At 64.9% G+C, this 14720-nt stretch carries 13 protein-coding genes; 11 read left to right on the top strand and 2 right to left on the bottom strand.

What is annotated here, in order from left to right; genetic code table 11:
* The first annotated feature begins 2 nt into the window (after positions 1 to 2).
* From IVB26_RS01900 to IVB26_RS01860, 9 genes are all read left to right on the top strand, one after another.
* Positions 3 to 2081: a sensor histidine kinase gene (locus tag IVB26_RS01900; RefSeq protein WP_247970369.1), complete on the top strand. Its 2079-nt coding sequence runs from the start codon at positions 3 to 5 to the stop codon at positions 2079 to 2081.
* Positions 2051 to 3796 carry an ATP-binding response regulator gene (locus IVB26_RS01895; protein WP_247970368.1) on the top strand — a complete coding sequence of 582 codons (1746 nt, stop codon included), beginning with the start codon at positions 2051 to 2053 and terminating at the stop codon, positions 3794 to 3796. The genes IVB26_RS01900 and IVB26_RS01895 overlap by 31 nt, the downstream gene beginning before the upstream one ends.
* Positions 3797 to 3806: 10 nt before the next feature.
* Positions 3807 to 4544 (top strand): response regulator, encoded by a 738-nt coding sequence (locus IVB26_RS01890; RefSeq protein ID WP_247970367.1) that lies wholly within the window; start codon positions 3807 to 3809, stop codon positions 4542 to 4544.
* A gap of 406 nt (positions 4545 to 4950) precedes the next feature.
* Positions 4951 to 5562, top strand: coding sequence for a sigma-70 family RNA polymerase sigma factor (locus IVB26_RS01885; RefSeq protein WP_246925770.1), 612 nt, complete (start codon positions 4951 to 4953; stop codon positions 5560 to 5562).
* Between the two features lie 483 nt (positions 5563 to 6045).
* Entirely contained in the window at positions 6046 to 6744 is a 699-nt protein-coding gene (locus IVB26_RS01880) for a cytochrome c biogenesis CcdA family protein (RefSeq protein WP_247970366.1), read from the top strand.
* Between the two features lie 30 nt (positions 6745 to 6774).
* A complete protein-coding gene (locus IVB26_RS01875; RefSeq protein ID WP_247970365.1) occupies positions 6775 to 7338 on the top strand; it encodes a thioredoxin family protein in 564 nt (187 codons plus the stop codon).
* Positions 7339 to 7440: 102 nt separating this feature from the next.
* The gene (locus IVB26_RS01870; protein WP_247970364.1) at positions 7441 to 8415 is read left to right on the top strand and encodes a hypothetical protein; all 975 of its coding nucleotides are present in this window, start codon (positions 7441 to 7443) and stop codon (positions 8413 to 8415) included.
* Between the two features lie 365 nt (positions 8416 to 8780).
* On the top strand, positions 8781 to 9374 hold the full coding sequence (locus IVB26_RS01865) for a L,D-transpeptidase (RefSeq protein WP_247970363.1): 594 nt from the start codon (positions 8781 to 8783) through the stop codon (positions 9372 to 9374).
* Positions 9375 to 9429: 55 nt separating this feature from the next.
* Positions 9430 to 10467, top strand: a complete 1038-nt coding sequence (locus IVB26_RS01860) for an amino acid ABC transporter substrate-binding protein (RefSeq protein WP_246925781.1) — start codon at positions 9430 to 9432, stop codon at positions 10465 to 10467.
* A gap of 289 nt (positions 10468 to 10756) precedes the next feature.
* On the opposite strand, the gene IVB26_RS01855 is transcribed toward IVB26_RS01860, so the two are convergent.
* Both IVB26_RS01855 and IVB26_RS01850 read right to left on the bottom strand, forming a co-directional pair.
* A complete protein-coding gene (locus IVB26_RS01855; RefSeq protein WP_247970362.1) occupies positions 10757 to 11896 on the bottom strand; it encodes an acyl-CoA dehydrogenase family protein in 1140 nt (379 codons plus the stop codon).
* 154 nt (positions 11897 to 12050) lie between these two features.
* Positions 12051 to 13265, bottom strand: coding sequence for an acyl-CoA dehydrogenase family protein (locus IVB26_RS01850; protein WP_247970361.1), 1215 nt, complete (start codon positions 13263 to 13265; stop codon positions 12051 to 12053).
* Between the two features lie 138 nt (positions 13266 to 13403).
* Here IVB26_RS01850 and IVB26_RS01845 point away from each other — a divergent pair, with 138 nt between their 5' ends.
* Together IVB26_RS01845 and IVB26_RS01840 are read left to right on the top strand one after the other, a co-directional pair.
* Entirely contained in the window at positions 13404 to 13949 is a 546-nt protein-coding gene (locus IVB26_RS01845; RefSeq protein ID WP_247970360.1) for a carboxymuconolactone decarboxylase family protein, read from the top strand.
* Positions 13950 to 14038: 89 nt separating this feature from the next.
* A complete protein-coding gene (locus IVB26_RS01840) occupies positions 14039 to 14533 on the top strand; it encodes a VOC family protein (RefSeq protein WP_247970359.1) in 495 nt (164 codons plus the stop codon).
* Positions 14534 to 14720: the final 187 nt, after the last annotated feature.

The raw sequence follows: 14720 nt of genomic DNA, 5'->3' as shown, positions 1-14720 counted from the left end.
CGTTGGCTGCACTTGGACATCACGAGCACGTGGACAGGCCGTCCGGCCCGATCGGGCGGCTGCGCGCGCGGCTGGTCGGCGTGCTGCGGGCGGTGCCGATCCGCTGGCGCATCCTGTCGATCGCGGCACTGAATTCCGCCGTGGTGGTGGTGCTGGTGGCGATGATCTGGAACGGCGCGCAGGTGCTGGGCTCGGCCTGGGACGACGTGCGCCAGGTGCGCGAGTCCGAGCGCATCCTGGCGCTGCTCGAAAGCGAGACCGGACGGCTGCACAATCTGATCCACCGCTACATCAACCAGCCGAGCCCGGACCTGTTCGCCGAGATCCTGCTGCTGCGCGAGGCGGTGCTGGGCACGCTGTCCAACCGCGCCGCCAAGGACCCGATGCTGTCGGGCTCGGTCGAGGAGCTGGAGCGCACCACCGACCGTTTCCTCAACGGCTTCGGCGAGCTGCGCAGCGTCCAGGCCACCATCGCCAAGACCTATGAGGAGCAGGTGCAGGGCCCGGCCAGGGACATGGCGGGCCTCTACTCCATCATCGAAGGCGCCACCGGCCATCGCGACGCGCTGATCTGGCCTTCGCTCGGAAAATCCCGCGAGGCCTTCACCGCGATGCTGGTGGCGGCCAATTCCTATTATCTGTCGCTGTCATCGGGCGCGGCCGACGACGCGCGGCGCAACACCGAGACGATCGAGAAGACCATCCCCGTGATGATCGATCTCGCCGACAACGACCTGCAGAAGATGGCCTTGCGGCGGCTCGGAGCCCGCACCGCCGCGCTGCGCGAAGGCTTTGCCAAGCTTTCCGAGCAGCTTGCGAGCCGCACCGAGCTGCTCCGCAACACCATCGACGCCAGCCAGGCCGAGGCGATCGGCGCCATCGACGACCTCTCCACCAAGATGCGCCGGCGCGAGCAGAGGGCGCAGGAGACCTTCGACCGCACGCTGGCCGCCATTTCCAGGCGGGTGCTGTCGATCGCTGTGGTCTTCCTCGGCATCATCCTCACCGCCGGCGTGATGATCGCGCTGTCGATCCGCCTGCCGCTGCAGCAGATCATGGCCGCGATGCGCGCGATCACGCTCGGCGACCTCGACCGCGAGGTGCAAGGCACCAAGGCACGTGACGAGGTCGGAGCCATGGCGCGCGCGGTCGAGGTGTTCCGAGAGAACGCGATCGCCAAGCGCCAGACCGAGGACGAACTGCGCGCGTCCAAGGAGAAGGCCGAGAGCGCGCTGCTCGAGCTCAATGCCGCGCAGCAGAATCTGATCGACGCCGAACGGCTGGCGGCGCTCGGCGGCCTCGTTGCCGGCGTCGCGCACGAGGTCAACAACCCGATCGGCATCAGCCTGACCGTTGCCTCCAGCTTCGCCCGCCGAACCGAAATCTTCGGAGCCCAGCTCAAGGGCGAGGGCGGCCTGCGCCGCTCACAGCTGGAGGAGTTCGTGCAGTCCTCGCGCGACGCCTCCCAGCAGCTCGTCGCCAATCTCCAGCGCGCCGGCGAGTTGATCCAGTCGTTCAAGCAGGTCGCGGTCGACCGCTCCCATGCCGAGCGGCGGCAATTCTCGCTCAGCGAGGCCACCGACCAGATCATTGCGAGCCTGCGCCCGGTGCTGAAGCGCTCGCCGACCACGCTCCAGGTCGACGTGCCCGAGGGGCTGCTGCTCGACGGCTATCCGGGGTCCTATGGCCAGATCCTGACCAACCTGTTCCTCAACGCCGCCAACCACGCCTTCGCCGACGGGCGCGCCGGCACGATCACGATCTCGGCGCGGCCGCGCGGGGCCGACGACATCGAGCTCATCTTCACCGACGACGGGGCCGGCATGACCCCCGACGTGCAGCGCCAGGCCTTTGACCCTTTCTTTACCACCCGGCGCAATGAAGGCGGCACGGGACTTGGCCTGCATATCGTCTATAACCTCGTCACCCAGCAGCTCGGCGGGCGGATGATGCTGGAATCCAAGCTGGGACAAGGCACCACTTTTCGCATTATCATGCCCCGGGTCGCCAAGGGCGGCGCGCAAAGCACAGAAAGTGACGGGACTTCTCAATGGCCGAACAGGACGATGTCCTCCACCTGATCGACGATACCGGTACCGCGTCGGAGGATAGCAACGCCCGGAAATGGAAGATCGCCGTCATCGACGACGATCCGGCCGTGCATGACGGCACCCGTTTCGCGCTGTCCGACTACAGCCTCAACGGCCAGGGCCTCGAGATCCTCTCGGCCTATTCCGCGGCGGAAGGCCGCACGCTGATGGCCGAGCACGGCGACATTGCCGCCGTGCTGCTCGACGTCATCATGGAGACCGACGTCGCCGGCCTCGAGCTGGTCGAGTTCATCCGCAACGAGATCCGGAACGAGACCGTGCGCATCATCCTGCGCACCGGACAGCCCGGCCAGGCGCCGGAGCGGCGCGTGATCGTGCAGTACGACATCAACGACTACAAGGCCAAGACCGAGCTGACCGCCGACAAGCTGTTCACCTCGCTGACCGCGGCGCTGCGCTCCTATCAGCAGCTCGAGCGCATGGTGCAGACGCGGCGCGGGCTCGAGATCATCATCGACGCGGCTTCCACGCTGTACGACTTCAAGTCGATGCAGCGGCTCGCCGAGGGCGTGCTGACCCAGCTTGCCTCGCTGCTCAACGTCGACTGCGCCGGTATACTGGTCTTGCGCGACAATGGCGGCATCGACCCCGAGCTCTCGGTGCTCGCCGGCAGCGGCTGCTACAGCCGCTTCATCGGCACCACCACGTCGAAGGCGCTCGATCCCGATCTGCGCTCGATGGTGGAGGCCGCGTTCCAGCGCCGCAAGAACGAATTCGCCGACCATCGCAGCGTGATCTATCTGCGCACCGGAAGCGGCCGTGAGGTGGTGGTGCTGCTGCAGGCCGAGCGCGAGCTGTCCGAGACTGACCGCTCGCTGGTCGAGATCTTCTCCTCCAGGCTCTCGATCGCGTTCGACAACGTCATCCTCTACCAGCAGCTCCAGGACGCCAACACGCAGCTGGAGGACCGCGTCGCTCAGCGCACTCGCGCCCTGATGCAGGCCAACCGCCGCCTCTCGGCGCAATGGCTGCGGCTGCAGCGCGCCAACGGCTTCAAGAACGAGATTTTGGGCACCGTCGCCCACGATCTGAAGAACCCGCTCGGCGTCATCCTCGGCCGCACCGAGATGCTGAAGGAGCTGATCTCGACCGGCGCATCGGAAAGCGGCGTCGTCGCCCAGGTCGACCACATCCGCGACGCCACCAAGCGGCTGACCACGATGGTCGACCATCTGATCTCGGACGCGATGGCCGATGCTTTCGACATCACCATCCGCCGCGAACCGGTCGACGTCGCAGCCCTGGTCAAGGAGGTCGCCGAGGCCAACCAGCCGCTCGCCGTCAACAAGCAGCAGGCGATCAGCGTCGCCGCGCCGGCCAACATCGTCACCATGTGCGACACCGACCGCATCCGCGAGGCGATCGACAATCTCATCAGCAACGCCATCAAATATTCACCGATCGGCGGGAAGATCGACGTCGCCGTCAGCCACGAGGGCGGCGACACCGTCGTCCGCGTCAGCGACGAGGGCGCCGGCCTGTCCCCGGAGGATCTCGGCCGCCTGTTCGGCCGGTTCCAGCGGCTGTCGGCAAAACCGACCGCCGGCGAGAGCTCGACGGGACTTGGCCTGTCCATCGTCAAGCGTATCGTCGACATGCATGGCGGCGAGGTGACCGCCGACAGCGGCGGGCCCGGCAAGGGCTCGACCTTCACCATCACCCTCCCCGCGACCGAATTGCCGTGATCCAGAGACCATGACCCAAAGCCCGCACATCATGATCGTCGACGATGAAGCCCCGGCCCGGGAGATGGTCGGCGATTATCTCAAGATGCACGGCTTCACCGTGACGCTGTGCGACGGCGGCAAGTCGTTGCGGACCGCGATCGACGGCAGCATGCCCGACCTCGTCGTGCTCGACCTCAACATGCCCGAGGAGGACGGCCTCTCGATCATCCGTGACCTCAAGAGCCGCATCAACGTGCCCGTCATCATGCTGACGGCGACCGCGAGCCCGATCGATCGCGTCGTGGGGCTCGAGCTCGGCGCCGACGACTACGTGGCAAAGCCCTGCGAGCTGCGCGAGCTGATGGCGCGCATCCGCTCGGTGCTGCGACGGAGCGTGCCGGCCAAGGCAGCAGCGCCTGATGCGGCGGCGGCGAAATCCGACAAGGACCAGCTCGTGCGGTTCGGCACCAAATGGCTCGATCTCGAAGCCCAGGCCCTGCGCGACGACGAAGGCAACGAGCATCCGCTGACGGCATCCGAGTTCGGTCTGCTCAAGGTGTTCGCGGCCAATCCGAAGCGCGTGCTGTCGCGGGAGCGCCTGTTGGAATTGGCCAATGCGCGCGACGCCGAAGCCTTCGACCGCGCCGTCGATCTGCGCATCATGCGCATCCGTCGCAAGATCGAGCCCGATCCGGCAAAGCCCGCCGTGATCCGCACCATCCGCGGCGGCGGCTATCTGTTCTCGCCGGCGGGCGAGAAAGCGTAGGACTAGCCACAGGCGAAGTGCCGTAGGGTGGGCAAAGCGGAGCGTGCCCACCAACCTCTCCATATTTGCGAAGGATCGTGGCCACGGCGCTTCGCGCCTTTGCCCACCCTACGAGATCGTTCGTCCTGGCTACGCGAGCTCCCGGCGACGATGGGTGCGGCGCGACCAAACGCAAGGCGCGCAAATTCGTTCCTGCGTTGCCAAGACGCCGCCCCCGTATTTTCCGTACATTGAAATTCCACGACTTTTTGCTCCGAATGTTTCGTCGCCCCGGGTCGGACGAAACAATTTGGCGGCGCACGAAACCATTTTCCCCTTTTCGTGCAGACGTCCCGAAACGTTGGCTCATTAACACTTTGGTCCAAGGAAACGCCGCTCGGTTGCGGCGCTACGGGGAGCCAAGTCAATGCGGAACGTCATCGCCATCAACGCCCAGGCCAGCCAGAGCATCATCGCCGCTCAGGCGACTTCGGACGACATGCTTCTCGAAAGCATTGCCGGCGGCAACCGGACGTCGATGCATATCCTTTATTGCCGGCATAATGTGCGGGTGTACCGCTTCATCCTGCGCATCGTGCGTGACGCCACCGCGGCGGAAGACCTCGTCAGCCAAGTGTTTTTGGACGTGTGGCGGACCGCCGGCCAGTTCCAGGGCCGCTCGCAGGTTTCCACCTGGCTGCTCTCGATCGCCCGCTTCAAGGCCCTGACCGCGATGCGCCAGCGGCGCTTCGAGGACATCGACCAGGAAGACGTGCGCCAGATTCCCGATGATGCGGAGACGCCCGAGACCTCGCTCGACCGCAGCGACACCAGCGCCATCCTGCGCGCCTGCGTGCAGAAGCTGTCGCCCGCGCATCGCGAGATCATCAATCTCGTCTACTACCACGAGAAGTCGGTGGAGGAGGTCGGGCAGATCATCGGCATCCCCCAGAGCACCGTGAAGACGCGAATGTTCTATGCCCGCAAGCAGCTGGCCGAATTGCTTAAGGGCTGTGGCGTCGAGCGCTTCGCCGCCTGATCTAACGATTTCAAAGGGATAGGGCCCGATGTCGGGCCCTCCCTGGGGACACGGAAGTGTTACCGCCGACGAAACAATTGAAACAAAGCACAACATCAGGCGGAAAAACTTCCCCCCTATAAAGTGGACATACGGTTTAGTTAAACCTCCCAAGAACTCCAGCGACCCGGACGGGATGCCCCCCTCCGGGTCGTTTTGTGTTTGGGCTGAGCGGTTGCCGCGGGCTCCCTGCCTCTCCCGCTTGCGGGAGAGGCCGACGCACTCGCAGAGTGCGGCGGGTGAGGTTCTTTCCTCTGGGGGATTGCCCCGTCGCGGAGATACCCTCTCCCCGGCCCTCCCCCGCAAGCGGGGGAGGGAGCGCACTTCCCGCTCCGCTCGCAGCGGCGTCCCGCAGAACCAGCCTCCGTCACGAAGGCGTGACGCTGCGTAACGCGCGCTGCATCCATTCCGAACTGCCCTCGTGACCTCCTTCACGAGTGCGCCATGCTCGAACTGTTCTTCGCTCTCCTCGCCGGCATTCTTACCATCGCCGCGCCCTGCACGCTGCCGATGCTGCCGATCCTGCTTGGCGCCTCGATCGGGCGCGTGGGGCATCTGCGCCCTGCGATGATCGCGCTCGGCTTCGTCATCTCGTTCTCGGCGACCGCGCTGCTGCTCGGAGCGATCACGCAGCTGTTCGATTTCGATCCGAACGTGCTGCGCGAGGCGGCCTCGATCCTGTTGCTCGGCTTCGGCCTGTTGATGCTGTGGCCGGCGCCGTTCGAATGGCTGTCGATCCGGCTCAATGGCTGGCTCGATCTCGGCAATGCCAGCGCCGCGCAGCGCGAGGGCGCGCTCGGCGGGCTGATCCTCGGCACCACGCTCGGCCTGGTCTGGACGCCCTGTGCCGGCCCGGTGCTCGGCTCAATCCTGACGCTGGTTGCGACCTCGAAGAACCTGACCTGGGCCGGCACGCTGCTGCTCGCCTACGCCATCGGCGCGGCGATCCCGATGCTGCTCATCGCCTATGGCGGACAGGCCGCGACCACGCGCGTGCGCAGCCTTTCGCGGATCTCGCCGCGCCTGCAGCAGGGTTTTGGCATCGTCGTGATCGGCTTCGCCCTCGCCGCCTATTTCCAATACGACACGCTGATCGTGGCGTGGCTCACCGGCTTCTACCCCACCGGCCAGATCGGCCTCTAACCACCAAACATTCACCCGGAGGACGCTTCCATGACCGTCAAACTGCTCACTGTGGGCGCCGCGCTGATCGGCATGGCCGTGACCGGCGCCGTCATCCCTGGCATTTGCGGCGAGGCCGTGCGCGCGACGCCTGTCGTCGCCGCCGCCGCGAGCCAGCAGGCCGCGCCTGATTTCACCGGCATCAACACTTGGTTCAACTCCAAGCCGCTCAGCCTCGCCGACCTCCGCGGCAAGGTCGTGCTGGTCGACTTCTGGACCTATGGCTGCGTCAACTGCGTCAATACGCTGCCGCATGTCACCGAGCTCTACGCCAAGTACAGGGACAAGGGCCTCGTCGTGGTCGGCGTGCACACGCCGGAATTCCCGTTCGAGCGCTCGGCCTCCAACGTGCAGGCCGCGCTGAAGCGTCACGGCATCACCTATCCGGTGGCACAGGACAACGATTCCAAGACCTGGAACGCCTACCGCAACCAGTATTGGCCGGCGCAATACATCATCGACCAGACCGGCAAGATCGTGTTCCAGCACGCCGGCGAAGGGGCTTACGACGATATCGACCGCACCGTGGCAAAACTGCTGAACGCCAGCAGCTGACGCCGCACCGGCATCGCGCGGCAGATTTCAGGTCTCGTCCTTGTTGCTTGACTCCACGGACCCGTCCGTGGAGTTTCGCGGCATCGAAATCAGCCGCCCGCAATGGACGACGCGACCACCAGCACCGACATTCGCCTCCGTGAAGGTTCCTCGATCGCGCAGCGGCTGATCGTGGCCGCCTGCGCGGCCGCGGTTGCACTGTGCTTCACGCCGGGGCTGTTCACGCGTGACACCCTGGAAATCGTCATCTCGGTGGTGGCACTGCTCGTGGGGGCAGGATTCGTCATCGGCATCATGGTGGCGCCGGCGGTGGTGTGGATCATCACACCGAACGAGATCCTGATCGGGCGGCAAAGTCCATTCGGGAAGCTTCGTACGCGGATCGTCGCGAAAGACGACATCACGGCGTTGCAGGTTCCCGGCAGCAAGAGGGTGAAGACGCGCTTTCAGCTCGTCTTCACGCTGGCCTCGGGGGAGCGCCTGACCTCGCCGCCGATCTCCGATGTCACCCATGTTCGCGACACCGTGGCCCGGATCGCGGCGCAGTTCGACGTCCCCAATGTCGAGGATCCCGCCAATCCGCTCGATGCCAGCAATCCCGAGATGCATCTCGGCGAACCGCTCGAGCCGTTTCCCGCGCGGGACATTAGGATCGTGTCGCTGATCGCCATCGCGTTGTCCGCCCTGCCCTACGCCTACAAGCTCTGGCGTGGGTTATCGCCCAGCCATGTCGACATCCTGCTGCTGCCGCTCGGCGTGATCGCCGCATTCGCCGTGCATCGTTATGCCAACCTCGTCACTGGCGCCTTCTGGATCATCCGCGAGAGCGATATCCGTGTCGAACGCCTGTGGGGCGACGGCAGCCTGCGCACCGACCACATCGCAGGGCCCGACGTGAAGACGATCACGGTCGAGCGTCGCGGCCGGTCCGAGGACGAGCACTGCATTGTCGTGATCCGATTGCACTCCGGGCGGAGGTTTCGCAGCCCGCGCATCGGCTCAAGGCTCGAGGCGCGCGCGGTGGGGACGGAGATCGTGCGGCGGCTGGGGATCGCAGCGGAGAGCAACAAGATCTGACTGGCTTCCATTGCCAGTTGTCGAGGTTGATCTCACCGCGAGTTCGGTCTGAGCCTCTCCCGCTTGCGGGAGACGTCGCCCGCGCAGCGGCGGGTGAGGGTTCTATCCTCTGGGGGAGTATCCCATCGCGGAGACACCCTCTCCCCGACCCTCCCCCGCAGGCGGGGGAGGGAGCGCAGTACCGCCTTGGCTCAGCCCTATGCTTTTCGCGCCATCCCCTGTTTGTGGCATTGCCCCGCTCCGTCAAAAAACCATAGGCATTCTCGTGACATATCAGGGCGGCGCGCCATCAACTTGCCATGAACCTGCCCCTCAGGTTTGATGCTTCTGAATGATTTGCGCTGTGGCAGCGGGGAGAGCTTGAGATGACGGATTTTCGTCGCCTGACCGGGATGTTCATGGCTGCGGTGGGGCTCATTCTGTCCGTCCCGCAAGCCTCTGCCCAGCAGCCAGACCGCGGCGACGAGCCGGGCCTGGTCGCCGACGAGGCTTACCAGCTCGAGCCGGAATGGCAGAAGCAGGTCGTCTATTTCCGTACCACTGAACCGCCGGGCACGATCATCGTCTCGACCGCCGAGCGGCACCTCTATCTGGTGCAGCCCGGCGGGCGCGCGATCCGCTACGGCATCGGCGTCGGCCGCGACGGCTTCCAGTGGCAGGGGCTGGTGACCATCACCAACAAGAAGGAATGGCCGGATTGGACGCCGCCGCCGGAGATGATCCAGCGCCAGCCCTATCTGCCGCGCTTCATGGCCGGCGGCCCCGGAAATCCGTTAGGGGCCCGCGCCATGTATTTGGGCACCACGGTCTACCGCATCCACGGCACCAACCGTCCCGACACGATCGGCACCAAGGTGTCCTCAGGCTGCTTCCGCCTCGTCAACAACGACGTCGCCGATCTCTACGACCGCGTCCCTGTTGGCACCAAGGTGGTCATCCGGCAGAAGCCTGAACTCTAAATATCCCCCTTCTTCGTCCCCACTCCTTTTCCCGATTTTTCGAGAGAGCAACATGATGCGCAGTTTTCGAGGCGGCCTGCTGATCGGGCTCGCGGTCGCCGTGCTGGTCGCCGTTCTGGCCATCATCTACGAATTCTACGACACCCGTACGCTGAAGCGCACCGTGCGCCGCGGCGAGGTGCTGTGCGGCGTCAACAAGGGCCTGCCGGGCTTCTCGTACTCCGAGGACAACAAGAACTGGAACGGCTTCGACGTCGATTTCTGCCGCGCGGTGGCCGCGGCGATCTTCAACGACCCGGGCAAGGCGAAGTTCATCCCGCTCGATGCCAGCGAGCGCTTCAAGGAATTGCAGAGCCGCAAGGTGGACATCCTCTCGCGCAACTCGACCTGGAGCATGGCGCGCGAACTCGACTACGACCTCTATTTCCCCGCGGTCGCCTATTACGACGGCGCTGGCTTCATGTTGCCGCGTTCGCGCAACAAGGAGACCTCGCTGGACCTGACCGGCAGCAAGGTCTGCGTGCAGGCCGGCACCACGACCGCGCTCAACGTCGCCGACTACTTCCGCGCCAACAACATGAAGTATGACGAGGTGAAGTTCGAAAACCTCAACGACGTCGTGAAGGCCTACGACACCGGCAAGTGCGACACGCTCTCCGCCGACGTCTCGCAGCTCTACGCGCTGCGGATAAACCTGTCGAAGCCCGGCGACAACATGATCCTGCCGGACATGATCTCCAAGGAGCCGCTCGCCCCCGTGGTGCGCCAGCGCGACGATGACTGGATGATGATCGTGAAGTGGACGCTGTACGCGATGATCAACGCCGAAGAGCTCGGCGTCACATCGGAGAACATCGACGAGGCCCTGAAGTCGAAGAAGCCCGAAGTGATGCGCCTCGTCGGCACCGAAGGCAACTACGGCGAGCAGCTCGGCCTCACCAAGGACTGGGCCGCCCGCATCATCCGTCACGTCGGCAATTACGGCGAGATGTACGAGCGCAACATCGGCGAGAAGTCGAAGCTGAAGATCCCGCGCGGCATGAACCAGCTGTGGAACGCGGGTGGCGTGCAATATGCACCGCCGATGAGGTAGGACGGTCTCTCGGCCGTCATTGCGAGCGTAGCGAAGCAATCCAGAACCCCTCCGCGGTGATAGTCTGGATTGCTTCGTCGCAAGTGCTCCTCGCAATGACGAACTTTGGGGCAGGCGCCTTCCACATTCTCAACTGTCATCGCCCGGCTTGACCGGGCGATCCAGTACGCCGCGACCCATCGGCTCAACGGCTGCTGTCTCTGGAATACTGGGTCGCCCGGTCAAGCCGGGCGACGACACCGAGGGTGTGGTGCGCTCCTCGCGCCTCTTCTCAGTCCCGTAGTCCCGATCAATACCCCCGCGCCCGCGCCAGCTGCTCGGTGTGGTAGTTGGCGTCGCCGAACAATTCCTCGCACACCCGTGCGCGCTTCATGAAGAAGCCGATGTCGAACTGGTCGGTCATGCCCATGCCGCCATGCATCTGCACGCCCTCCTGCACCGCGCGCGTCGCGGTGGTGCCGGCGCGGGCTTTTGCCACGGCGACGGCTGACGCGGCCTTGGCGACGTCCGTATCCAGTGCCTGAAGTGCTTTCATGGCGGCGGCGCGGGTGATCTCGATGTCGACATAGAGCTCGGCGGCGCGGTGCTGCAGCGCCTGGAACTCGCCGATCAGCTTGCCGAACTGCTTTCTGTTCTTGAGGTACTCGACGGTGCGGCCGAAGACTTCTTCGCTAAGGCCGACCATTTCAGCGGCGACCGCGCCGCGGCCGATGTCGAGCACGCCGTCGAGCAACGCGGCACCCTGATCGACTTCGCCGAGCACGCTGTCGGCATTGACTTCGACATTGGCGAGTTCGATCCGCGCCGCATTGTGCGCGTCGACCATGATGGTGCGTTCGATCGCGACGCCCTTGGCCTTGGGGTTGACCAGGAACAGCGTCAGGCCGTCACGCTCTCCCGCGGAGCCTGCGGTGCGCGCGGCAACGATCAGGAGATCGGCGACGTGGCCGTCGACCACCAGCGCCTTGGCGCCCGAGAGTTTGAAGCCGTTGCCGGCACGCACGGCCTGCAAGCTGGTCTGGAGCGGGCGATGTTTTGCGCCCTCGTCGATCGCCAGCGTCGCCAGCAGCGAGCCGCTCGCGATCTTCGGCAGATAGTCCGACTTCTGCGCGGCATTGCCGCCGCGGTTCAGCGCGGAAGCCGCGACCACTGAGGTGGCGAGGAAAGGCGACGGCATCAAAGTGCGGCCGATCTCCTCCATCACGATTCCGGCCTCGACATAGCCGAGACCGGAGCCACCGAACTCCTCCGGCACGAGCAGGCCGGCAAAGCCCATCTCGGCGAAGGAATGCCAAAACTCCTTGGAGAAGCCGGTGGGGTCTTTGCTGTCGCGCAAATGGCGCAGGTGCGACACCGGTGCCTTGTCGCTGATCAGCCCGCGCGCGCTATCGCGGAGCATCGATTGTTCTTCGGTGAGGACGAGGGCCATGTGTGTGTTTCCGATTCGAAATCTATGTTGTCTCGTCATTCCGGGATGGCCCGAAGGGCCAGGCCCGGAATCCATCAAGCCGCATGAATGCCGTGAGATGGATTCCGGGCTCGCGCGTTGCGCGCCCCGGAATGACAGGTGGAGGGTGCGCGGTTCACGCCCCCGGCAGATCCAGGATGCGCTTGGCGACGATGCCGAGCATCACCTCCGTCGTGCCGCCCTCGATCGAATTCGCCTTGGTGCGCAGCCAGGCGCGCGGGCGGGCGCCCTGCTTGGAGCGCTCGCTCTCCCATTCCAGCGCATCGACGCCGCCGGCCGACATCAGGATCTCGTAGCGGCGCTTGTTGAGCTCGGTGCCGTAATATTTCATCGCCGAGGAGAACGCCGGATGCGCCTGCCCGGCCTTGGCGAGATCGACCGCGCGCTCGGCGCAGGCCGCGAGCGCGGCCTCATCGACGTCGAAGCTGGCGATCTTGCCGCGCAGCATCGCGTCGTCGAGCTTGCCTTGCGCATCGGCGCCGACGGAGTCCGCCGCGATCTGGCCGAGCGGACGGCCGACGCCGCGCTCGCCCATGCCTGAAATCATCGCACGCTCGTGCTGGAGCAGATATTTCGCGACGTCCCAGCCGCGATTGACGGTGCCGACGACATGCGATTTCGGCACGCGGACGCCGTCGAAGAAGGTCTCGCAGAATGGCGAATAGCCGGAGATCAGGAGGATCGGCTTGGTCGTCACGCCCTTCGAGGTCATGTCGAACAGGATGAAGCTGATGCCGTCGTGCTTCTTGGCGGCGGGATCGGTGCGCACCAGGCAGAAGATCCAGTCGGCGTAATTGGCGTAGGACGTCCAGATCTTCGAACCCGTGATGACGAAATCGTCGCCATCGCTCTCGGCGCGGGTCTGGAGCGAGGCGAGATCGGAGCCGGCATTCGGCTCGGAATAGCCCTGGCACCAGCGGATCTCGCCCGCGGCGATCTTCGGCAGATGTTCTTTCTTCTGGGTCTCGTTGCCGTATTTCAGCAGCGCCGGCCCGAGCATCCAGATGCCGAAGCTCGACAGCGGCGGGCGAGCACCCATCTTCGCCATCTCGGCGCGCAGCACCTTGTGCTCGGCCGCGCTCAATCCGCCGCCGCCATATTCCTTCGGCCAATCAGGCACGGTCCAGCCCTTGTCGCGCATGCGCTCGAACCAGATGCGCTGCGGCTCGGACGAGAATTTGGCGTTGCGCCCTCCCCAGAACACGTCGGTGTCAGAGGTTGCGGGCTTGCGCATCTCGGGCGGGCAATTGGCTTCCAGCCAGGCACGCGTCTCGTTGCGGAATTGCTCGAGATCGGCGGTTTCAGTGTCGCTGGTTTTGGATTCAGACATTGGTCGTTTCCATCAATCAAAATCGGCTTGTTGGGCGCGACTCTGGGCCATTGCACCGCGGAATTCAACCACTTCCGCGAGCCCGCATTCGGTTATAGTCGGCACCATGGCGAGCTTGAAAACAAAGAGGAAACAACCATGCGCCTGAAACTTCTTTCGCCTGGCGAAATGAGCGAGAGCCAGCGCCAGACCTATGACGAGTCGATCGCCGGCAAGCGCGGCAAGCCGCCGGCGCCGATGATGGCCTGGCTCAACAGTCCGGAGATGGCGCGCCACGCCACGCGGCTCGGCGAGGTCATGCGCTACGACACGATATTCCCGGCGAAGCTTTCGGAGATCGCGATCCTGGTGACGGCGCGGCACTGGACCGCGCATTACGAATGGTACGCGCACAAGCGCCTCGCGCTTGCCGGCGGCATGGACCTGAAAATCATCGACGCGATCCGCGACCGCCGCACGCCAGAGTTCGACGATCCCAAGGGCAAGATGATCTACGATCTCGCAAAATCGCTGCATGAGGGCCACGGCGTCGAGAAGGGCCTCTACGACGAGGCCGTGAAGCTGCTTGGCGAGCGCGGCGTGGTCGAGGTGATCGGGCTGTGCGGCTATTACACGATGGTATCGATGACGCTGAACACCTTCGAGTTCGAGCTGCCCGAGGGCGAGGAGAAGGAACTGGCCTAGTTTCCCGTTCGGAAACGCTGGGTTTCGGGATCGGCCGTAGCACCGTCTCCGGGTGCACCTTATCTGCATGACATCAACGGAGCAGCCACATGTCGCAGAACCAAGCCGTCGCCGCCGGCACCCGGATCGGCCACGTCCACCTCAAGGTCGCCGATCTCGATCGCGCGCTCGGCTTTTATTGCGGCGTGCTCGGCTTCGAGCTGATGCAGAAGATGGGCTCGGGTGCGGCCTTCATCTCGGCCGGCGGCTATCATCATCACATCGGGCTCAACACCTGGGAAAGCAAGGGCGGCTCACCGCCGCCGCCGGGCACCACTGGGCTTTATCACACGGCGATCCTCTATCCGACCAGGCCAGCGCTGGCGGATGCGCTGCACCGGGTGCTCACGGCCGGCATTGCGCTGGATGGCGCCAGCGATCACGGTGTCAGCGAGGCGCTATACTTGCGCGATCCGGATCAGAATGGCGTGGAGCTGTATTGGGACAAGCCGCGGGAGCAATGGCCGTTCGGGCCGGATGGCAAGCTGGCGATGTTCACCAAGCGGCTGGATGTGGAGGCGTTGCTGAAGCAGCGTGAGGGGTAAACTCCGATCTCTCCCCTCGTCATTGCGAGCGCAGCGAAGCAATCCAGACTCTTTCCGTGGAGGCAGCCTGGATTGCTTCGTCGCAAGGGCTCCTCGCAATGACGGAGTTTGTGGAGGCGGTCCCGCGCCTTCGCACAGGTGCCGTAGGCTGGTCAAAGCGTAGCGTGCCCACGAACTCCTGCTGACT

It is taken from the genome of Bradyrhizobium sp. 195, assembly GCF_023101665.1.
Taxonomy (GTDB): domain Bacteria; phylum Pseudomonadota; class Alphaproteobacteria; order Rhizobiales; family Xanthobacteraceae; genus Bradyrhizobium.
The sequence above is the reverse complement of the archived record's forward strand: the minus strand, read 5'-3'. Positions and strand labels throughout refer to the sequence as shown.